The following is a 20,217-nucleotide window of genomic DNA, read 5'->3' as shown; positions in this document are numbered from 1 at the left end:
ATTGCTCCGGTTACAAGCTTACAGATAAGGTTTCACATGGCTGCCGCTCAGGACATTTCGCCCCAGTCTGCGTATATTCAACACCATTTGGTCCATCTGAACAGCGTCGGTGAAAAACAGTCGGCGGTCGCCGACTTCAACATCGTCAACTACGATTCCCTGTTCTGGTCCATCCTAATGGGTCTGGTTGTTGTGTTCCTTCTGTGGCGCGCCGCAAAAATGGTCACCAACGGTGTGCCTGGTCGTTTCCAGGCTTCGATCGAAATGCTGGTCGACATGGTCGAAGAGCAAGCCAAGAGCATCATTCCAAGCGCAACCACCCGTCGTTTCGTCTCTCCATTGGCTCTGACCGTATTCTTGTGGATCATCCTCATGAATGCGCTTGATCTGGTGCCGGTAGACTTCCTGGCAAATGTTTTCATCTGGTCGGGCCTGGGCGACGAACACCACGACGTTCTCTATTACCACCGTATTCTGCCCACGGCCGATCTGAACGTGCCCATGGGCATGGCAATGGGTGTGCTTTTGCTCATGTTCTACTACGGCATCAAAATCAAAAGCCCAGGCGGTTTCGTCAAAGAACTCTTTACTGCTCCGTTTCACGCCCACGGCCTAGGCGGCCTCGTGCTCGCGCCATTCAACTTCCTGTTGAATTGCATCGAATACGCCGCCAAATCCGTTTCGCTGGGTATGCGGTTATTCGGCAACATGTTTGCCGGCGAGCTTATTTTCATGTTGATTGCCTTGTTGGGCGGCGCATGGACCGGATTTAATGGTGCAAGCATAGGCTTGGGTATTGGTCATGTTGTGGCGGGATCGGTGTGGGCAATTTTCCACATACTTATCGTGCTGCTGCAGGCGTTTATTTTCATGATGTTGACTCTCGTATATGTGGGTCAGGCTCACGAAGGCCATTAATAATTTTCGGTTCGGGCAGTTTGGCTCGGCCGGGGTGCGGGATTTTCCTGCAAAATCAGTTTCTTTTGACTTTTTGATTACACGGTTATTAACCAAGGAGTTGTTATGACCAACGTTGCTTTCGTTGCTCTAGCTTGCGGTCTTATTATTGGTCTCGGCGCTTTCGGTGCTTGCATTGGTATCGCTTTGATGGGGGGCAAATATCTGGAAGCTTCTGCTCGTCAGCCTGAACTGATGAACGCATTACAGACCAAGATGTTCTTGTTGGCCGGTCTTATCGATGCTGCGTTCCTGATCGGTGTTGGTATCGCCATGTTGTTTGCATTCGCCAATCCGTTTGTCGGATAAGCATTGCGGCCCGCCTTGGCGGGTTAAGCAGCCACAGGCGCCTGTTGAAGGCAGTCTGCGGCATGGACATCAGGTGTTATGCAGCGTTGCTGCCTGGCACTATGGGTATTAAAGGGAAACGACCGTGAATTTAAACGCGACTCTCTTTTTTCAGATGATCGTGTTTTTCGTGCTTGGCTGGTTTACGATGAAATTCGTATGGCCTCCTCTCACGAAAGCAATGGATGATCGCCGTCAGAAAATTGCCGACGGCCTTGCGGCTGCCGACAAGGGCAAGGCCGACCTGGCCCAGGCTCAGGCGCGTATCAGCCTAATCGAGGCTTCTGCAAAAACAGAAAACCATGCTCGCATGGTCGAGGCCGAGAAACAGGCTGCAGTGCTTATCGACCAGGCTCGCCGAGAAGGCGAGGTCGAGAAGGCGCGCATCATTGCACAGGCCGAACAGGACGCAGCCCAGGCGGCTCAGCGTGTTCGTGAAAGCCTGCGCGCCGATGTGGCCATTCTTGCCGTTAAGGGTGCAGAGCAGATTCTCAAACGAGAAATCGATGCACAGGCACATGCCGAGCTGTTGAACCAGCTTCAGGCACAACTCTAAACCAGGGCAGGCCATGGCTGAACTATCGACTATCGCTAGACCGTACGCCGAAGCACTGTTCGCAGCGGCCCGCGACGACCAGGCTGGCCTGGCGTCGTGGTCGGGTCTGGTGGCCGAACTGGCTCAAGTGGCCAGTCTCGGCGATGTGCGCGAAGCGCTGACAGACCCGCGGCTCAACGCCATCCAGCGTATCGAGCTGTTCGCGGGTCTGATCAAGACTCCGCTTCCGGCTGCGGCGCGCAATTTCATCGAACTGCTCGTCGGCAACAACCGTATACTGGTGTTGCCTGAAATTGCCGAGCAATTCGAAATTCTTAAAAACCGGCATGAAGGCACGGCGCTGGCTCAAATCAGCACCGCATACGCGCTAAGCGACGAACAGGTCCGAAAGCTCGTGTCCGGCCTAGAAAAAAAGTTTGGTCTCAAACTCAAGCCGGCCGTCACAGTCGATACCGACCTTATCGGTGGTGTACGCGTGATCGTTGGCGACCAAGTACTTGATACTTCTGTGCAGGCCCAGTTGGCCCGCATGCGCGATACCCTGGCCGCCTGAAGCGCGCCAGATAACAGGATTCCAGGAGTCTGAACATGCAACTTAATCCGTCAGAGATCAGCGAGCTGCTCAAGAGCCGCATCGAAGGCTTGGGCGCGTCGACCGACGTACGTACGCAAGGCACGGTCGTTTCCGTGACCGACGGTATTACCCGCATCCACGGTCTGTCCGACGTGATGCAGGGCGAAATGCTTGAATTTCCGAATAACGTGTTCGGTCTCGCGCTCAATCTTGAGCGCGATTCTGTTGGCGCCGTTATTCTGGGCGATTACACCGGCGTGTCGGAAGGCGACCCGGTCAAAACCACTGGCCGCATTCTCGAAGTGCCGGTCGGACCCGAATTGCGCGGTCGCGTCGTTGATGCGCTGGGCGTTCCCATCGATGGCAAAGGCCCGGTCAATGCCAAGGCCACGGACATCATTGAAAAAGTCGCTCCAGGTGTTATTGCACGTAAGTCGGTGTCGCAGCCGCTGCAAACCGGCATCAAGGCGATCGACTCCATGGTGCCTATCGGTCGTGGCCAGCGCGAGCTGATCATTGGCGACCGCCAGACCGGCAAAACGGCTGTTGCCGTCGACACCATCATCAGCCAGAAGGGCAAGAACGTTACCTGCGTGTACGTTGCCATTGGCCAGAAGGCTTCGACGATCAACAATGTGGTGCGCAAGCTCGAAGAACATGGTGCGCTTGAATACACCATTATTGTTGCCGCCGCCGCGTCCGAATCGGCTGCCATGCAGTATCTTTCTGCGTATTCGGGTTGCACCATGGGCGAGTACTTCCGTGACCGTGGTGAAGACGCACTGATCATCTATGATGACCTGACCAAGCAGGCATGGGCGTACCGCCAGGTATCGTTGCTGTTGCGCCGTCCTCCGGGTCGCGAGGCCTATCCTGGCGATGTGTTTTACCTGCACTCCCGCCTGCTTGAGCGTGCTGCCCGGGTCAACGAAGAGTACGTCGAGAAGTTCACGAACGGCGCCGTCAAGGGCAAGACAGGTTCGCTCACAGCGCTGCCTATCATTGAAACCCAGGCGGGTGACGTGTCCGCTTTCGTTCCGACCAACGTAATTTCGATTACCGATGGCCAGATCTTCCTTGAAACCGACTTGTTCAACGCGGGCGTGCGTCCTGCCATTAATGCGGGTATCTCGGTTTCGCGTGTGGGCGGTGCAGCGCAAACCAAGGTCGTCAAGAAGATGTCCGGCGGTATCCGTACCGACTTGGCCCAATATCGTGAATTGGCCGCGTTTGCGCAGTTCGCCTCCGACCTCGACGACGCCACGCGTCGTCAGCTCGAGCGCGGCAAGCGCGTGGTCGAACTGCTCAAGCAGCCCCAGTATCAGCCTTTGCAGGTTTGGGAACTGGCGATCACACTATTTGCGGTCAATAACGGCTACCTGGATGACCTCGAAGTCGGACAAATCCTGTCTTTCGAAAAGGCACTCAAGGATTACCTGAAGTCCAGGCATGAAGGCATGATCCAGCGCATCGAAGACACGAAAGAATTGTCCAAAGATGACGAAGCTGAATTGGTAGCAGCCATACAAGAGTTCAAAAAGCACGGTGCTTTTTAGTTTGACTGGCGAGGCTGCCCAGGCATTCGCCCGGGCAGCCATACGCACGGCGGAATCGCGCGAGCGGTTCCGCTATAACGCCCTTTCAGGAAAGAGCGATGGCCGGAATTAAGGAAATTCGAACCAAGATCAAGAGCGTGCAAAACACGCGCAAGATCACTAAAGCCATGGAGATGGTGGCTGCATCCAAAATGCGCAAGGCGCAGGAACGGATGCGTGCTGGCCGTCCCTATGCAAACAAGGTACGGGATATTGCTGCCAACTTGATGCAGGCGCACCCCGACTATTCGCATCCCTACATGGACGAGCGCTCCACGGTTCGTGGCGTGGGTATTGTGGTGGTCAGCACCGACAAAGGTTTGTGTGGTGGCTTGAATACCAACATCATGCGGCTGGTATTGGCTCGTCTGAAAGAGTTCGAAAAACAGGGCATCAAAGTTCAGGCAACGGCTTTGGGCAACAAGGGCGCCGGCGTATTGACCCGTATCGGCGCCAATCTGGTATCACAAGAAGTACAGCTTGGCGACACACCCAACCTGGCGCGCCTGATTGGCGCCTTGAAGGTCCAGATCGACGATTTTATGGACGGCAAGATCGACGCTATCTACATAGCGACGAACCGATTCGTGAACACCATGAAGCAGGATCCCAGCTTCATTCGGCTGTTGCCCTTGCCTAGCGGCCTGAAAGATCCTTTTCAGTCGGAAAGTGCCGTTGAAGAAGCCGACTCGGACGCTGCCAAGCCAAGCTACGGCTGGGATTATATCTACGAGCCGGACTCCAAGTCCGTCATTGACGACTTGCTGATGCGCTACGTAGAGGGTCTGGTATACCAGGCTGTGGCAGAAAACATGGCATCCGAGCAGTCGGCTCGCATGGTGGCCATGAAGTCGGCATCCGACAATGCCAAGAAAGTCATTGGCGACCTGGAACTGGTTTATAACAAAACCCGCCAGGCTGCTATTACCAAAGAAATTTCAGAAATCGTGGGGGGCGCTGCCGCTGTTTAAGCGTAAACAGAAAGGCATCCCGTCAAAGATATTTAGCAAGGACTAAACATGAGCAACGGTACCATCGTTCAGTGCATCGGCGCCGTGGTGGATATTCAGTTCCCCCGCGACAGCATTCCCAAAATCTATGACGCCCTAAGGCTCGTGGACGAAAGTTCGGCATTTGCCGAAGCTGGCCTCACATTCGAAGTTCAGCAGCAGTTGGGCGACGGCGTAGTCCGCACTATTGCCATGGGCTCCAGCGACGGCTTGCGTCGCGGCATGGCCGTGGCAAATTCAGGTGCGCCCATCTCTGTGCCTGTCGGTCTTGGCACGCTGGGTCGCATCATGGACGTGCTCGGCCGCCCCATTGATGAACGCGGTCCTATCCAAAGCGACGAGCTGCGCTCCATTCACCAGGATGCTCCTAAATTCGATGAACTGTCCCCGTCCGTAGAGCTGCTTGAAACCGGCATCAAGGTTATTGACTTGGTTTGCCCGTTCGCCAAGGGCGGTAAAGTCGGCCTGTTCGGCGGTGCCGGCGTGGGCAAGACGGTCAACATGCTCGAACTCATCAATAATATCGCCAAGGCGCACAGCGGCTTGTCGGTATTTGCCGGTGTGGGCGAGCGGACCCGTGAAGGTAATGACTTCTATCACGAAATGGCGGAAGCGGGCGTTATCAAACTCGATAACCTTGCAGAATCCAAGGTCGCGATGGTGTTCGGTCAAATGAACGAGCCTCCGGGCAACCGCTTGCGTGTGGCGCTGTCAGGTCTGACCATGGCCGAGAAGTTCCGCGACGAAGGTCGTGACATCCTGTTCTTCGTCGACAATATCTATCGCTACACGCTGGCCGGAACCGAAGTATCGGCGCTGCTGGGCCGCATGCCTTCAGCGGTGGGCTATCAGCCGACGCTGGCCGAAGAAATGGGTAAGCTGCAGGAGCGGATCACATCCACCAAGAAGGGTTCGATCACCTCCATCCAGGCCGTTTATGTTCCTGCCGATGACTTGACCGATCCTTCGCCCGCAACGACCTTCCAGCATCTGGACTCCACTGTCGTGTTGTCGCGCGACATTGCGGCCCTGGGTATTTACCCTGCGGTCGATCCGCTCGATTCCAGCAGCCGTCAGCTTGACCCCCAAGTTGTGGGCGAAGAGCATTACGCTGTCGCGCGTGGTGTCCAGCAGACACTGCAACGCTATAAAGAATTGCGCGACATCATCGCCATTCTGGGTATGGACGAGCTTTCGCCTGAGGATAAGCAGGCCGTAGCCCGCGCACGCAAGATCCAGCGATTCCTGTCACAGCCTTTCCACGTGGCTGAAGTCTTTACCGGTTCTCCTGGCAAGTACGTACCACTGTCCGAAACGCTGCGCGGCTTCAAAATGATTGTCGACGGCGAGTGCGATGCATTGCCCGAGCAGGCTTTCTACATGGTTGGTTCTATCGACGAAGCCTTCGAGAAAGCCAAGAAACTCCAATAAGGATTACACATGGCCTACCTGAATGTTGATGTGGTCAGCGCTGAAGAATCGATATTCTCCGGCGAAGCCAAATTCGTGACCTTGCCGGGCGAATCGGGCGAGCTGGGTATTCTGCCCGGTCACACCCCGCTTATATCGCGGATTCGTCCTGGAACGGTCAAGGTTGTGCTGGTCGACGGTTCCGAAATAAACATCTTCGTGGCCGGCGGCATTCTCGAAATTCAGCCGGGTGCCGTGACAGTACTGTCGGACACGGCAATACGTGCAGAAGACCTCGACGAAGCCAAGGCTCTGGAAGCGCGCAAGCACGCAGAAGAAGCCTTGCGCAACACCAAGGACAAGGCAGATATCGCTGTGGTCGAAGCTGAACTCGCGATGCTGGCCGCCCAGGCGGCAGCTGCGCGCAGGCTCAGCCAGATACGGCGCTCGCACTAAGAAAACGCATGTCGCAACGGCGGCATGCACCGGCAATAAGGGCATCCCATGGGATGCCCTTATTGTTTTTCAATGATGGATGGTATTTCCCGAATTATTAGTTTTGCGAATTGTCCATCAGTATTCCGATGATTATTCTTCCGGTGTGGCGTGACGAGGGCACGCTTTACTTCCCGGGAGAACTCAATGAGAGAATATCTGGATTGTGCGGTGTTAAGTACTACATGCAGCAGCTCGTGGGTGGAGCCATGGCTCGATTCCTACTGCGGCACCCGGCTCCAGCTGCAGGTGCTCGACACACACGATATCCATTGCCCCGAATCGGTGGTTGCGCTGGCGGCCTCATCGATGAGGCTGCGGCGTTTCGATGCATGCCTGATTCCGGTGCACGAACAAAACCTGGCGTGGGCGCGTACCGCCTTATCGGCGGCTCACGGGGTATTGCACACGCCAGTCCTCGCATTGGCGCACAAGCTGAAGGCGGCGGCCCTGAATGACTTATGCGCGCTAGGTCTGGCCGATTTCATACGCGAACCTGTCTGCGCCGAAGAGCTCCGGGCGCGTATAGAACGTCTCCTGGATGGCAAGCGGCATCAATCCGCGCTGGCGTTCGATCGACCCGGCGTTGGCGAAGTCGCCGTCCAGTATCGGGAAAGTTCGCAGATTGCCCGCCAAGAGGCTATCTGCGCTACTATCCTTGATCGCACCGGCCTCGAGCTCGATGCGTTCGCTGCCGCTTCCGCCGCGCAGTGTGCTACCTCGAAAGAATCGTTTCGAGCCGCCAAAAGCAAGGTCATCGAGCGCTTCGAGCGTGCATATATTACCGCCGCACTCGGTCGGCATTCCGGCAATATTGCTATGGCGGCGAGGGCCGCCCAGAAACACCGACGGGCCTTTTGGGCACTTATGCGCAAGCACGAGATCGACGCCACGCCATTTCGTGCCGAGCCCGTCGCCATTCGCACCAGAGACGGTTAAAATCGAGGATCTTAGAAAAGGATAGACGTGACTGCACCTATACTGAAAAACGATATTTTCCTGCGTTCGCTGATGCGCGAGCCAGTGCCCTATACGCCCTTATGGCTCATGCGCCAGGCCGGGCGTTACCTGCCCGAATACAACGAGACTCGTGCCCGGGCCGGGTCTTTCATGGCATTGGCACAAAATCGCGAGTACGCCTGTGAAGTCACCCTACAGCCGTTGCAGCGTTTCGACCTGGATGCCGCCATCTTGTTTTCCGATATCCTGACCGTCCCGCATGCCATGGGACTGGGTCTCGATTTCGTGGCAGGCGAGGGGCCCCGGTTTGCACATCCTGTTCGGAACGAGGACGATGTAAAAAGGTTGGTAGTTCCAGACCTATCCAAATTGCAATATGTATTCGACGCTGTATCGCTGATACGTAAGGAACTCGACGGCAAGGTACCGCTGATCGGTTTCGCGGGCAGTCCATGGACAGTCGGCTGCTATATGGTCGAGGGCCAGGGCTCCAGCGACTATCTGCTTATCAAGACAATGATGTACAGCCGTCCCGATTTGTTGCACCGCATCCTTGAGGTCAATGCAAAAGCTACGTTGGCTTATCTCAACGCACAAATCCAGGCCGGTGCGCAGGCAGTCATGATCTTCGACAGCTGGGGCGGCGTGCTGGCCGATGGCTTGTTCCAGGAATTTTCGCTGCATTACACGCGCCAGGTCGTACAAGGACTCATACGCGACCACGAAGGCCGAGTCGTTCCGTCTATCGTGTTCACCAAGGGTGGTGCGCAGTGGATAGAGGAAATAGCCGCCTGCGGCTGCGATGCGGTCGGTCTCGACTGGACCGCCAATCTTGCGCAGGTCCGCCGGCGGACCGGTGATTCCGTTGCCCTTCAGGGCAACCTCGATCCCATGGCGCTGTTTGGTGGCGATGCTGCAATCCGCACCCAAGCGCGCCGCGTCATTGACGACTTCGGGCCGGTGAACAAGGGTGGACATGTCTTTAACCTGGGCCATGGAATCTCTCGTTTTACCCCTCCGGACGCCGTATCGGTGCTGGTCGACGAAGTTCATACCTATAGCCGTACCAAGCACCAAATCTAAAGAAAATCAAGGGTGAAAGCCCTTGTTTTTCAATTGACTTACCAGGGTTGTGCACAATTGGGAATGACGAATCCGCGCCTGTCGACCATGTAAGTTACTGTTTAGCTAGTTCGTGTAATGCATTGTTTTATAAGAGTTTGTGCGTTTTTTTGTTGCACTGCCAAAAAATTATCACCGTCATCGTGTTGACTTTTACGAAGTTGTGCTGAAGTTCTCCCCAAAGTTATCCACAGGCATGCGCCTGCAGGCCAGGAAAGCGCTTGGTGCCTACGTTTAAGACGTTCAGCAAGAATTTACTTGAAGTATTAATGTCAGAAATCAGTGTCGTCGATCCGTCGCGCGATTCCATTGTTCATACGGGCCGGACCCTATTCTGGATACGCGTGGCTCTGGATGTCCCGCTGCTCGCTTTGTTCGACTATCGGGCGATTGCAGTCATTCCTGTCGGAACGCGGGTCATTGTGCCGTTCGGACGCCGCAAGTTGGTCGGCATCGTCGTGGCTCTGCCAGTCACACCGGCACTCGACCCTCGGCAAATCAAGAATGTGGACCAAGTACTGGATGACACGCCACCCATGCCGCCGGATTGGCTGCGCCTGGCGTCGTTCGCCGCCAGGTATTATCAGCGTCCACTCGGCGAGGTCATGCTGCCTGCCCTGCCGCCGAGTCTGCGTAAAGTGACGGCTTACCAGGGTAAGCGTTCGGCGGGCGGTCCGGTGCAGCGCATGGACAACCGTCGAAAGAAAAGCGTTGCCAACCCGGCCCTTCCGGACCCTCATCCGGAACTGAACGCCGAGCAGGCGGCGGCTGTCGACGCGATTGCAGCAGTGCAAGGACACACGACAATTCTTTTGTATGGCGTTACAGGTAGCGGAAAGACTGAAGTCTATCTGCATGCCGCGCAGGCAGCATTGGGGCGAGGACAACAGGTTCTGTTTCTGGTCCCTGAAATCAATCTTACCCCACAACTGGAAGCATCACTACGTGCTCGCCTTACCGATCTGGCCGGCCCCGATGCGCTTGCTGTCATGCATAGTGGGTTGGCGGACGGCGAACGCTTGCAGGCATGGGTAAGCATCCAGCGCGGTACGGCGCGCATCATGCTGGGCACCCGCCTGGCCATTTTTGCGCCTATGCCCGACCTGGGCCTGATCATTGTCGATGAAGAGCATGACACCTCTTACAAGCAGCAGGATGGTTTACGATATTCGGCCCGCGATCTTGCCATCTGGCGTGCGCGCGACAGGAATATACCTGTGGTGCTGGGCTCTGCAACACCTTCACTGGAGACCTGGAATCACGCCGAACGGGGACATTACCAACGTTATACGCTGGCTCGGCGTGCCCGGGCGGTAGAGCTGCCCAAGGTCAGGCTGGTCGACACGCGACGGCTGGCCATGAAAGAAGGATTTTCGCCGCACCTAATCACCGCGGTTGGCGAACGCCTTGCGCGTGGCGAGCAGGCGCTGATATTCATTAATCGCCGTGGTTATGCTCCTGTTCTCAATTGCGCGTCCTGTGGCTGGGTAAGCAATTGCCCTCGCTGCACGGCGTATACCGTGTTGCATCGAGGTAGTGCGCGTCATAATCATCTGCAGTGCCATCACTGCGGCTACCAGGCCCGGGTGCCGCGCGCCTGTCCCGATTGCGGAGACCAGGATCTGAAACCCATGGGACGCGGTACGCAACGTGTCGAGGAACACTTGGCAGAACTTTTCCCCGCGGCGCGCGTTGCGCGCATCGATGCGGACAGTACGCGTTTGAAGGGAAGTGCTGCGGCGTTGTTTGCTAAAGTCCATGCGGGCGAGGTCGATCTGCTGGTGGGGACGCAAATGGTAGCGAAGGGACATGATTTTTCGAACCTTGGCTTGGTAGGGGTCTTGAATGCCGATGCCATGTTGTTTGCCCAGGACTTTCGTGCGCCGGAACGCCTTTTTGCCCAGTTGATGCAGGTCGCCGGACGCGCGGGACGCCATGTCGCGGGCGGCGAGGTCATTATCCAGACCGACTATCCCGAGCAGGCCGTTTATCAGGCGCTGCTGCAGCATGATTATTCCGGATTCGCGGACTACGGGCTGGCCGAAAGAAAGGCTGTAGGGCTACCCCCTTATGCGTTCCAGGCCCTGTTGACGGCCGAAGCCAGGGAACTCTCGGCTGCACTTGCCTTTCTCTCGCAGGCACGTTCGTTACCGACCCAGGATCCAGAATCCTTTTCCACGGCATCCGCCATAACCTTGTACGATCCGGTTCCATTGCGCGTGGTGCGTGTTGCCAATATCGAGCGGGCACAGCTGCTTGTCGAAAGTGCAAACCGACCTGCCTTGCAGGCATTTCTGGCTGCCTGGTCTCTGGCCCTGGGGAATCTCGCTCGCGAATGCCGCGTACGATATAACCTGGAAGTCGATCCGCTGGAAATATAGAAAGGTCAGTGTTGAACTCCTCCCGAGGCCATACCGTAGCTCCTGATTTGAATGCGACACAGCGAGAGGCTGTGCTCTACCTGGATGGTCCCTGCCTGGTATTGGCTGGCGCGGGTAGTGGAAAGACACGGGTCATTACGCAGAAGATCGCGTATCTGTTGCGCGAGTGCGGCTATTCGGCCAAGCAGGTCGTCGCGCTGACTTTCACCAATAAGGCCGCGCGCGAAATGAATGAGCGGGTCAAGCTGCTGGTCGATCCGAAACTGGCCAAGGGACTGACGGTGAGCACCTTTCATTCGCTGGGCCTGCGCTTCTTGCGCGAAGAAGCAATGCATGCGGGTCTCAAGCCGCAATTCTCCATACTCGATTCGACGGATGCCCTGGCCATCATCCAGGAACTACTGGCAACAACCGATAAGGCGCGCCTCCGGGCGGTGCAGCAGAATATTTCCTTGTGGAAGAATGCACTGATGGATCCGGATGCGGCTGACCGCAATGCTGCCAGTGCCAGCGAAGTCGAAGCGGCAAAGATCTATCGCAGCTATAGTGCCACCCTGGTCGCCTACCAGTCTGTCGATTTCGATGACTTGATCCGGCTGCCGGCCATGTTGCTGGAACAAAACGCCGAGGTTCGACAGCGCTGGCAGGCAAGAGTGCATTATTTGCTGGTCGATGAATACCAGGATACCAACGTATGCCAGTATCGTCTGGTGCAGTGGCTGACCGGCGATCGCGCCATGTTGACTGCCGTGGGCGACGACGACCAGGCCATTTACGCCTGGCGCGGGGCCACGGTCGAGAACCTGGCCAAACTGACCACCGATTATCCCGCGCTCAAGGTGATAAAACTCGAGCAGAACTACCGTTCGGTCCAGCGCATACTTTCCGCTGCGAATCAGGTTATCAGCAAGAATCCCAATCTGTTCGGCAAGAAACTCTGGTCCAACCTGGGAATGGGGGAGGCCATCCAAGTCACGGCCATGGACAACGAGGAAAGCGAAGCGGAATCGATCGCGGTGCGGCTGTCGGCGGGCCGGTTCGAGAGGCAAGCAGAGTGGCGGGATTTTGCGGTGTTGTATCGCAGCAATCATCAGGCGCGCGCTTTGGAACAGGCGCTGCGCAATCTCAGGATCCCCTACACCATCTCGGGCGGTCAAAGTTTTTTCGACAAGGCCGAAATTCGAGATATTCTGGCCTATTTGCGACTGGTGGCGAACGACAGCGACGACCCGGCATTCATCCGGGCCGTGACAACACCCCGACGCGGTATAGGACAGCAGACGTTGCAGACTCTTGGTCAGTTTGCCGCCGAGCGCCAATTGTCCCTCTTCGCAGCCATCTTTGAAATTGGCTCCACCGAAAGGCTCGCATCCAAGCAACTTGAACCTCTGCAAATCTTCGGTACGTTTATACAGCGTATTCAAGAGCGGGCCGGGCGCAAAGGCGCTACGCTGCGGGTCATGCCGGGCAGCGGTAATTTGTTTGGGGTCGATGAAGGGCTGTCGGACATCGGAGTCGACGGTGCCAAAGACGATTCAGCGGGTGCCCTGCTGGACGATCTGCTCAGTACCATCCAGTACGAGCGTTATCTCTACGATACCCTGGAAGAAAGGCCGGCACAGACCCGCTGGCAGAACGTCATGGAGCTCATCAGCTGGCTGAAACGCAAAGCCACGGAGGACGGGCTCACTTTACTGCAACTGGTGCAGCATGTTGCCCTGGTGACCATGCTCGAACGCTCGGAAGATGAAGATCCGGACGCCGTCAAGCTTTCGACGCTGCATGCATCCAAAGGCCTGGAGTACCCGCATGTTTTCCTGGCAGGAGTGGAAGAGGGCTTGCTCCCACATCTGGGACGCGACGAAGAGGATGCCGATCCGACTACAGCTGCCGAGGCAATGGCCTTGCGCATCCAGGAAGAACGCCGCCTGATGTATGTCGGCATTACACGCGCTCAGCGCAGTCTGCACCTGACGTGGTGCAAGAAACGGCGCCGAGCCCGGGAAGATGTCGTTCGCGAATGTTCCCGCTTTATCGAGGAAATGGGCTTGGCCGAGGTCAAGCTGGAAGAGGACCCGTCGACGCGCGCGCTAAGTCCCAAGGATCGACTGGGAATGCTCAAGGCATTGCTCAACAAGGCCTGAATCCGCGCACACAAAAAAGCCCACCACTAATTTGGCAGGCTCTTTACCACGCGCTCCTTTAAGAAAGCGCTGTACTACTACATCACTGCACTACCTGATGTTGCTTACCACGCAGTACGCGTGTAACGCGCGTCTTTTGCGCGTGCTTCGTCCAGAGCTTGGGTCACATCGACCATGTAACGGGCGAAAGCCAAGAAGCCGGACTTGATACCGCTTACAACTTTCGTGGCCACAGCCATGATCGAGACTGCTTCGCCATTGCTCAAGGAGTCGCGCATCAGATCGCGCTCGATGGAATCACTTAAGCGGCTATCGGAACTGAATGAAATACTCGACATTTTTACTCACCTTTGAAAGAGCGTTTACTGACAGAACTAATTATAGGGTTTTCCCTAGGATATAGCTAGGGAAAACCCTAATCTCTTTTTAGGGTGTGAGAAGTGCTGTTTTTTAACCACGGAAATTGAGCAGGCTCGGACGTCCCGATGAGCGCCAAACCGCAATTTCAGGACTGATCAGACTTTCGTTCGAAGAATCGCCGGAAGGCGGCTTGCGCCTCATCAGACTTGAGCCGGTCCGTGAAAAGATCGCGCTCCGTATCGAATGTACGCATCAAGGCCGGGCGTCCGGGTTCTCGCAGCAGGCGTTTGCTGAGCCGTAGCGCTTCGGCAGGCTGGCGTCCAAGCAATTCCGCAGTGGCTTGGGCCTGGATCAAGGCATGACCAGGCGGCGAGATGGCGGTAATGAATCCGCTTTCGTAGGCTTCTGCGGCATCGAACCGCCTACCTAGCAACAGCCAGTCGTTGGCGCGGCGTGCCCCGACCAATTGCACTAGCAAAGTGCTGGAGCCGCCTTCGGGGCATAGTCCGAGCGATACGAAGGGCATGGAAAATTGGGCGGTTTCGCCGGCATAGACGAAATCGCAGTGTTGAAGCAACGTTACCCCCACGCCTATTGCGTGTCCTTCCACCGCTGCAATCACCGAGACGTCCACGTTGGCGAGCGTACGCAGGAATGCCAATGCGGGGCTGTCCACCACGCTGCGCGTAGTCTGGAATTCGCCCAGGTCGTTGCCGGCGGTGAAGCAATCACCGGCGCCGGTCAGAATGACGGCATGGCAGGCCGGATCGGCCTGTGCAGCTTGCAGGCCCTGGTCCAGAGCCTGGTACATGGAATGGGTCAGTGCATTGCGTCGTTCCGGACGATTTATTGTCAAGACCATGCAGCCGCCCTCGAACGTGCTGGCTATCATGCCTGGCCCCCCGTGAACGAATCGCCCAGAGCCGTGTAGGCCTCGCGATACTCGTACTTGAGTTTTTCCACGATGGTCGCGACCGACGAGATGCTGTCTATGCTTCCGACACCCTGTCCGGCGCCCCAGATGTCGCGCCATGCCTTGGTCCGGGTGCTGCCAAAATTGGTGCCGTCCGGGTTCGAGGACGCGAGTGTGTCGGGGTCCAGCCCGGCTGCGGCAATGCTGGGTTTCAGGTAATTGCCGGGGATGCCGGTGAAAAAGGGTGTGTAAAGAATGTCATTGGCCTGGGCATCCACGAGCATTTGCTTATAGGCGTCCTGGGCCTGGGCCTCGTGACTCGCAATGAAGCGGGTTCCAATGTAGGCGAAGTCGGCGCCCATGGCGCGAGCTGCAAGCACATCGTGTCCGCGCGAGATGGCGCCCGACAGTGCGATAGGACCGTCGAATATTTTCCTTACCTCTGCCAACAAGGCAAAGGGACTCAAAGTGCCGGCATGGCCTCCAGCTCCGGAACACACCAGTATCAGCCCGTCCACTCCCGCGTCGAGCGCCTTGCGGGCATGGCGCATCGTCGTCACGTCGTGGAAGACTTTGCCGCCCCATCCGTGTACGGCATCAACCACGTCGTTGGGCGCGCGCAGGCTCGTGATAATAAAAGGCACCTTGTGGTCTGCGCATACGGCAAGGTCCTCGAGCAGTCTGTCGTTTGATTTATGAATGATATGGTTGATGGCGTAGGGTGCGACGATGCGGCCAGGTTCCCGCCGTTTCAGTTCGGCCAGCGCCGTGTCGATCTGCGTAAGCCATTCTGCCAGCTTGCTCTGGGGACGAGCGTTCAGCGCCGGCATGGATCCTATGATGCCGCTGGCGCATTGCGCGATAAGCAGTTCTGGGCCCGAGACGATGAACATGGGCGCCGATATCACCGGCAGGGCGAGTTGCTGGTAGAGCTGAGTGACAATTGTCCGGGGCATTCGTTAATTCTCCGAAAAGGTGTGCAATGCGGCGGCACGCGTCAGGTTCTGCCGCTGCGCTCGCCTATTCTAGGGCCAAACGACCGCCTGATGAGACGCAAGGACGTCCCACGCACACGAGCCGGCCAGATGAGGCAAAATACCGCTTTTACTTGCCGATCGTCGCCAATGTCATTTCGTCCTGCTCCCCTCACTGGAATTCGTGTTTTAGATCTTACCCGGGTTCTGGCGGGTCCTTGGTGTACTCAAAATCTTGCCGACCTGGGGGCGGAGGTCATCAAGATTGAAAGGCCGGGCGCCGGCGACGATACGCGTGGCTGGGGACCGCCATATTTGAAAGATGCGCAAGGAAAAGACACCACCGAGGCGGCGTACTATGCGTCGGCGAACCGCAACAAGCAGTCGGTAGCCATCGATATTGCGACAGAGCGGGGCGCAGGGTTGGTGCGCGAACTCTCGAAGCAATGCGACATACTCGTCGAGAACTTCAAGGTTGGTGGCTTGAGCAAGTATGGGCTGGATTACGAGAGCATCAAGGCAATCAATCCCGCACTCATTTATTGCTCCATTACCGGTTTTGGCCAGACCGGGCCATATGCCAGCCGGCCGGGCTACGATTTCATGATCCAGGGCATGGGAGGGCTGATGAGCATCACCGGCGAGCGCGACGATTTGCCGGGAGGGGGCCCCCAGAAAGCCGGGGTGGCGGTTGCCGACTTGATGACCGGCATGTATTCCACAGTAGGCATATTGGCGGCCTTGCACGAGCGTGCTCGTAGCGGCCTGGGCCAGCATATCGATATGGCTCTGCTGGATTGCCAGGTGGCCATGCTCGCCAACCAGAATCTTAATTACCTTACCACCGGCGTCGCTCCGCGCCGGGCAGGGAACGCGCATCAGAATCTTGTACCCTATCAGGTATTTGCTGCCGCCGATGGCCATCTTATCGTGGCGGTGGGAAACGACACTCAGTTTAAGGCCTACTGCCATGTCATCGGCCGTCCTGCCTTGTCCGAAGATATCCGTTACAAGACCAACTCCAATCGCGTGATCAATCGCGAGATACTCATTCCATTGCTCACCGAAGCCATGAAGTTGCAGGCACGCGACTACTGGCTCGACGCGCTCGAGAAGGCCGGCGTGCCAGCCGGTCCCATCAATACAATCGATCAGGTCTATGAGAATCCGCAGGTCAAGGCACGCGGCATGCGCCAGACGCTGCCGCATGGGTCGGCCGGCGAGGCGCCAGTAAGTTCAAGTCCGCTGCGCTTTTCGGATAGCCCGGTCAATTATCATCATGCCGCCCCTTTGTTGGGCGAACACACCGAGCAGGTCCTGCGCGAACGCCTGGGCCTGTCAGACGACGAAATCCAGGAGCTGACAAAATGAAAGACATCAAGAAGATAGGCGTTGTGGGCGCTGGCGCCATGGGGCGCGGCATCGCTCAAATCGCGGCGCAGGCGGGCTTTGACGTCCTGCTGTTCGACTTGAATGCCGACGCTATTGCATCGGCCCGCGCAAACCTGAACCAGATGTGGGAGAAGCTGGCCGCAAAGGGAAAAATCACTCCCGAATTGGCCACTCAGTCGCTCAAGCGTGTTCAGCCATGCAGTGACTTGCAGGCAATGGCCGACGCAGACCTGGTTGTCGAGGCAGTCGTCGAGCGACTGGACGTCAAGTGCGACCTTTTCCGGCAACTCGAGGACATCGTGGCACCGGATTGCATCCTGGCTTCGAACACATCGTCGTTGCCGATCACTGCGATTGCACAGGCTTGTGAATATCCGGCACGGGTAGCCGGTTTTCATTTTTTCAATCCGGTCCCACTCATGAAGGTCGTTGAAGTCATTGACGGCTTGCGTACTGATGCACAGGTCGGCGATGCGCTTATGGTGTTTGCGCGGGCAATGGGCCACACGCCTGTTCGTGCCAAGGATATGCCAGGTTTTATCGTCAACCACGCTGGACGAGGAATGAATATCGAAGGCTTGAAGGCGGCCCAAGAGGCGGTTGCGCCTTTCTACCAGATAGACGCCATCATGCGTGAGCAGGCGGGTTTCCGGATGGGACCCTTCGAATTACTGGATCTCACAGGTCTGGATGTCTCACATGCTGTGATGGAGTCGATCTATCAGCAGTTCTATGACGAGCCACGTTTTCGCCCCTCACCGATTACTGCCGTGCGCAGCGCCGGCAAGCTGCTCGGCCGCAAGACCGGGCAAGGTTTCTATTCCTACCCCGAAGGCCAGAAACAGGTTCCGCAGGAGCCAGTCGTCCCGGCGTTGCGGCAGGGCCTTAAAGTTTGGCTTGCTCCTTATCACTCGGTCGGTCATAAACGCGCGGCCGCGTTGCTCAAGTCCCTGGGTATAACGCTTATTGCGGCAGAAGCGCCGCCCGCCGACGCCTTGATCATCGTCACCCCATATGGCGAAGACACCGCCACAATAATCAGCTCGCATCAGCTGGATGGCGATCGCACCGTGGCACTGGACACTTTCTTCGGGCTCGAGCAGGGCAAGCGCCGCGTACTGATGTGCTCGATATCGACACTGCCGGAGTGGCGCGATGCCGCGCATGCCTTGCTTGCCAGCGACAATACGCCGGTTTCTGTCATCGAGGATTCCGCGGGGTTCGTGGGCCAACGGATAGTCGCGACGATAGTGAATGTCGCCAGCGATATTGCTCAACAAACCATTGCCACGCCGGCGGACATAGATCTGGCCGTGTCACTGGGGCTGGGCTATCCGAAAGGCGGTCCACTGTCCATGGGCGACGCGCTGGGTGGTGCCCATGTCCTGGAAATCCTACGGTCGATGTATCGGGTCACGGGCGATATGCGCTACCGTGCCAGCCCTTGGCTGCAGCGCCGGGTTCAGCTGGGATTGTCTTTGCGCGCCGAAGCGCCTTGCAAGGCAATGTGACGCTGGCGAGGGGGCGCTCGGCCGCCTCGCGCTTGGCTTCTCTTGCGTGAATAAAAAAAACCGCCATGATTGGCGGTTTTTTTGCTTAGGTGCGGGCTGCTTACTTCGCAGCATTCACCATGTACTGCACCGCGGCTTTGATTTCAGCGTCGCTGGCTTGGGAGCCGCCGCGCGGTGGCATGACACCAATACCGTGAATGGCATTCTGCACCATGGCATCCAGGCCCGCGGCTTCGTACTTTGCCCACGAAGCCTTGTCACCAAACTTGGGTGCGTTGGCTACCCCGGTTGAGTGGCAGGCGAAGCAAACGGATTTGTACAGCTGCTCACCGGCTGGATCAATGGCCGCTGTATCGCCAGCGGGCGCTTTCTCGGGCGCAGGAGCGGCCGCAGCGACAGGTGCCGATTTTTCGGGTTCAGGAGCGGCCACGGTTGCGGCGGCAGCCGGAGCAGCCGCCGCAGGTGCAGGTGCAACAGGTGCAGGTGCAGCCCCAGCCGCCGGCGCTGCGTCGGCCTTGTCGCCTGCAGGCTCTGCAGGTTCTTCGAACGAAGCCCCGGACTTGTTCGCCATGTAAACCACAGCGCGTGCAACCTCAAAGTCGCTCAGTGAAGGGTTGCCGCCTTTGGGTGGCATCGCGTTGAGGCCGTGAATCGCGTTCTTGACGAGTTCGTCGTAACCTTTTTTGATGATCGGGGCCCATGCAGCGCTATCGCCAATTTTGTGCGCGCCAGCTACGCCAGCGGTATGGCATGCAGTACAGGTCGTATCGAAGACTTGTTGCCCGGTCTGGAAGACTTTCGGAGCGTTCGCGTCAACCAGGGCGAATTGCGCGACGGGTTTGATGCGCGAGGCGATGGCTTCCGGGGTTTGCGCATCGGACCCGGATCCCATTAATGAAGACGATGTCACCAGTAGAATCAGGAGGCCTATGACCACAACCGGCAGGATGAACGCCAGAATGACGGTTACGATCAGCTGCTTGGGCGTTTTGATGAGGCCTTCGTGTTCCTCGATGGTCTCTTCAACGTGTTCTTCTGTGTTATTCATATCGAATCCTGCGTGTTCCTAGTCAGAAGGCGCCAAGGCCTGAAGGCTATGTGGGCGGGCTGTGTGCTGGCTTGCGCAAGATGCGCATGGGGCCCAAAGCCGCGTGAATGAAGGATTATAACGAGACTGCCGTTTAAGTGCATGAAAGTTGATGCAGCGCAATCCGCGGGCGGCCTCTGACGGTCGAAAACGAGGTAATGCGCGGTATGCGGAAAAAATTCCGGCAAACAGGCTACAATGACGACCCCGCGCCCGTAGTTCAATGGATAGAATAAGAGCCTCCGAAGCTTTAGATACAGGTTCGATTCCTGTCGGGCGCGCCATGTTATCGACGATTCAGGGCTCTTCCCCATTAACGGGGGATGGGCATTCATCAGACACGGTTGATCACACCGTTCCAACCGCATTGAGCCAAGACTCTCATGCGGTAATTCTCAAAGTTCCTGAAGCCATATGCACGGCGTGAG

18 protein-coding genes and 1 tRNA gene are annotated in these 20,217 nt (G+C 57.1%); 15 read left to right on the top strand and 4 right to left on the bottom strand.

Features of this window, described 5'->3' with window-relative positions; genetic code table 11:
* Nucleotides 1–36: 36 nt before the first annotated feature.
* The 12 genes from atpB to CR155_RS06360 all read left to right on the top strand — a co-directional run bounded on the left by atpB (nt 37) and on the right by CR155_RS06360 (nt 13,552).
* Nucleotides 37–918 (top strand): F0F1 ATP synthase subunit A, encoded by an 882-nt coding sequence (gene atpB, locus CR155_RS06415; protein WP_102069183.1) that lies wholly within the window; start codon nt 37–39, stop codon nt 916–918.
* Nucleotides 919–1,023: 105 nt separating this feature from the next.
* A complete protein-coding gene (atpE, locus tag CR155_RS06410; RefSeq protein ID WP_073102520.1) occupies nt 1,024–1,266 on the top strand; it encodes a F0F1 ATP synthase subunit C in 243 nt (80 codons plus the stop codon).
* 124 nt (nt 1,267–1,390) lie between these two features.
* Nucleotides 1,391–1,861, top strand: a complete 471-nt coding sequence (locus CR155_RS06405; protein WP_102069182.1) for a F0F1 ATP synthase subunit B — start codon at nt 1,391–1,393, stop codon at nt 1,859–1,861.
* Nucleotides 1,862–1,874: 13 nt separating this feature from the next.
* Complete coding sequence (locus tag CR155_RS06400) at nt 1,875–2,414, top strand: F0F1 ATP synthase subunit delta (RefSeq protein ID WP_102069181.1); 540 nt, start codon at nt 1,875–1,877, stop codon at nt 2,412–2,414.
* Between the two features lie 35 nt (nt 2,415–2,449).
* A complete protein-coding gene (gene atpA / locus CR155_RS06395) occupies nt 2,450–3,991 on the top strand; it encodes a F0F1 ATP synthase subunit alpha (protein WP_102069180.1) in 1,542 nt (513 codons plus the stop codon).
* Nucleotides 3,992–4,089: 98 nt separating this feature from the next.
* Complete coding sequence (gene atpG / locus CR155_RS06390) at nt 4,090–5,001, top strand: F0F1 ATP synthase subunit gamma (protein WP_102069179.1); 912 nt, start codon at nt 4,090–4,092, stop codon at nt 4,999–5,001.
* A gap of 48 nt (nt 5,002–5,049) precedes the next feature.
* Nucleotides 5,050–6,471 carry a F0F1 ATP synthase subunit beta gene (atpD, locus tag CR155_RS06385; RefSeq protein WP_102069178.1) on the top strand — a complete coding sequence of 474 codons (1,422 nt, stop codon included), beginning with the start codon at nt 5,050–5,052 and terminating at the stop codon, nt 6,469–6,471.
* Between the two features lie 9 nt (nt 6,472–6,480).
* Complete coding sequence (locus tag CR155_RS06380; protein WP_102069177.1) at nt 6,481–6,906, top strand: F0F1 ATP synthase subunit epsilon; 426 nt, start codon at nt 6,481–6,483, stop codon at nt 6,904–6,906.
* A gap of 186 nt (nt 6,907–7,092) precedes the next feature.
* Entirely contained in the window at nt 7,093–7,884 is a 792-nt protein-coding gene (locus CR155_RS06375; RefSeq protein ID WP_158238240.1) for a hypothetical protein, read from the top strand.
* A 27-nt stretch (nt 7,885–7,911) separates the two neighbouring features.
* On the top strand, nt 7,912–8,988 hold the full coding sequence (gene hemE / locus CR155_RS06370) for a uroporphyrinogen decarboxylase (protein ID WP_102069176.1): 1,077 nt from the start codon (nt 7,912–7,914) through the stop codon (nt 8,986–8,988).
* Between the two features lie 308 nt (nt 8,989–9,296).
* Nucleotides 9,297–11,408 carry a primosomal protein N' gene (locus CR155_RS06365; protein ID WP_102069175.1) on the top strand — a complete coding sequence of 704 codons (2,112 nt, stop codon included), beginning with the start codon at nt 9,297–9,299 and terminating at the stop codon, nt 11,406–11,408.
* A gap of 8 nt (nt 11,409–11,416) precedes the next feature.
* Nucleotides 11,417–13,552: a UvrD-helicase domain-containing protein gene (locus CR155_RS06360; RefSeq protein ID WP_233213968.1), complete on the top strand. Its 2,136-nt coding sequence runs from the start codon at nt 11,417–11,419 to the stop codon at nt 13,550–13,552.
* Between the two features lie 104 nt (nt 13,553–13,656).
* Here CR155_RS06360 and CR155_RS06355 read toward each other — a convergent pair whose 3' ends face one another.
* The 3 genes from CR155_RS06355 to CR155_RS06345 form a co-directional block, all read right to left on the bottom strand.
* Nucleotides 13,657–13,890 (bottom strand): hypothetical protein, encoded by a 234-nt coding sequence (locus tag CR155_RS06355; RefSeq protein ID WP_102069174.1) that lies wholly within the window; start codon nt 13,888–13,890, stop codon nt 13,657–13,659.
* Between the two features lie 167 nt (nt 13,891–14,057).
* Nucleotides 14,058–14,804 (bottom strand): enoyl-CoA hydratase-related protein, encoded by a 747-nt coding sequence (locus CR155_RS06350; protein ID WP_102069173.1) that lies wholly within the window; start codon nt 14,802–14,804, stop codon nt 14,058–14,060.
* Nucleotides 14,801–15,781 (bottom strand): NAD(P)H-dependent flavin oxidoreductase, encoded by a 981-nt coding sequence (locus CR155_RS06345; protein ID WP_102069172.1) that lies wholly within the window; start codon nt 15,779–15,781, stop codon nt 14,801–14,803. The genes CR155_RS06350 and CR155_RS06345 overlap by 4 nt, the downstream gene beginning before the upstream one ends.
* 168 nt (nt 15,782–15,949) lie before the next feature.
* Here CR155_RS06345 and CR155_RS06340 point away from each other — a divergent pair, with 168 nt between their 5' ends.
* Nucleotides 15,950–17,170 (top strand): CaiB/BaiF CoA transferase family protein, encoded by a 1,221-nt coding sequence (locus CR155_RS06340; RefSeq protein ID WP_102069171.1) that lies wholly within the window; start codon nt 15,950–15,952, stop codon nt 17,168–17,170.
* On the top strand, nt 17,167–18,702 hold the full coding sequence (locus CR155_RS06335; RefSeq protein WP_102069170.1) for a 3-hydroxyacyl-CoA dehydrogenase: 1,536 nt from the start codon (nt 17,167–17,169) through the stop codon (nt 18,700–18,702). The genes CR155_RS06340 and CR155_RS06335 overlap by 4 nt, the downstream gene beginning before the upstream one ends.
* A 100-nt stretch (nt 18,703–18,802) precedes the next feature.
* On the opposite strand, the gene CR155_RS06330 is transcribed toward CR155_RS06335, so the two are convergent.
* Nucleotides 18,803–19,750: a c-type cytochrome gene (locus CR155_RS06330; RefSeq protein ID WP_102069169.1), complete on the bottom strand. Its 948-nt coding sequence runs from the start codon at nt 19,748–19,750 to the stop codon at nt 18,803–18,805.
* A gap of 248 nt (nt 19,751–19,998) precedes the next feature.
* Here CR155_RS06330 and CR155_RS06325 point away from each other — a divergent pair.
* Nucleotides 19,999–20,073, top strand: a tRNA-Arg gene (locus tag CR155_RS06325).
* Nucleotides 20,074–20,217 lie beyond the last annotated feature (144 nt).

Source organism: Pollutimonas nitritireducens (genome assembly GCF_002849615.1).
GTDB lineage: Bacteria > Pseudomonadota > Gammaproteobacteria > Burkholderiales > Burkholderiaceae_B > Pollutimonas > Pollutimonas nitritireducens.
Note: the sequence above shows the minus strand (reverse complement) of the source record. Positions and strands in the feature narration are given on the sequence as shown.

What these genes read in the sequence shown, in the direction of transcription:
- CR155_RS06355 (WP_102069174.1), bottom strand. Translation starts at nt 13,890, where the DNA reads ATGTCGAGTATTTCATTCAGTTCCGATAGCCGCTTAAGTGATTCCATC.
- CR155_RS06400 (WP_102069181.1), top strand. Translation starts at nt 1,875, where the DNA reads ATGGCTGAACTATCGACTATCGCTAGACCGTACGCCGAAGCACTGTTC.
- CR155_RS06375 (WP_158238240.1), top strand. Translation starts at nt 7,093, where the DNA reads ATGAGAGAATATCTGGATTGTGCGGTGTTAAGTACTACATGCAGCAGC.
- atpB (WP_102069183.1), top strand. Translation starts at nt 37, where the DNA reads ATGGCTGCCGCTCAGGACATTTCGCCCCAGTCTGCGTATATTCAACAC.
- CR155_RS06380 (WP_102069177.1), top strand. Translation starts at nt 6,481, where the DNA reads ATGGCCTACCTGAATGTTGATGTGGTCAGCGCTGAAGAATCGATATTC.
- CR155_RS06365 (WP_102069175.1), top strand. Translation starts at nt 9,297, where the DNA reads ATGTCAGAAATCAGTGTCGTCGATCCGTCGCGCGATTCCATTGTTCAT.
- atpE (WP_073102520.1), top strand. Translation starts at nt 1,024, where the DNA reads ATGACCAACGTTGCTTTCGTTGCTCTAGCTTGCGGTCTTATTATTGGT.
- CR155_RS06335 (WP_102069170.1), top strand. Translation starts at nt 17,167, where the DNA reads ATGAAAGACATCAAGAAGATAGGCGTTGTGGGCGCTGGCGCCATGGGG.
- CR155_RS06340 (WP_102069171.1), top strand. Translation starts at nt 15,950, where the DNA reads ATGTCATTTCGTCCTGCTCCCCTCACTGGAATTCGTGTTTTAGATCTT.
- atpA (WP_102069180.1), top strand. Translation starts at nt 2,450, where the DNA reads ATGCAACTTAATCCGTCAGAGATCAGCGAGCTGCTCAAGAGCCGCATC.
- atpD (WP_102069178.1), top strand. Translation starts at nt 5,050, where the DNA reads ATGAGCAACGGTACCATCGTTCAGTGCATCGGCGCCGTGGTGGATATT.
- CR155_RS06345 (WP_102069172.1), bottom strand. Translation starts at nt 15,781, where the DNA reads ATGCCCCGGACAATTGTCACTCAGCTCTACCAGCAACTCGCCCTGCCG.
- CR155_RS06330 (WP_102069169.1), bottom strand. Translation starts at nt 19,750, where the DNA reads ATGAATAACACAGAAGAACACGTTGAAGAGACCATCGAGGAACACGAA.
- CR155_RS06350 (WP_102069173.1), bottom strand. Translation starts at nt 14,804, where the DNA reads ATGATAGCCAGCACGTTCGAGGGCGGCTGCATGGTCTTGACAATAAAT.
- atpG (WP_102069179.1), top strand. Translation starts at nt 4,090, where the DNA reads ATGGCCGGAATTAAGGAAATTCGAACCAAGATCAAGAGCGTGCAAAAC.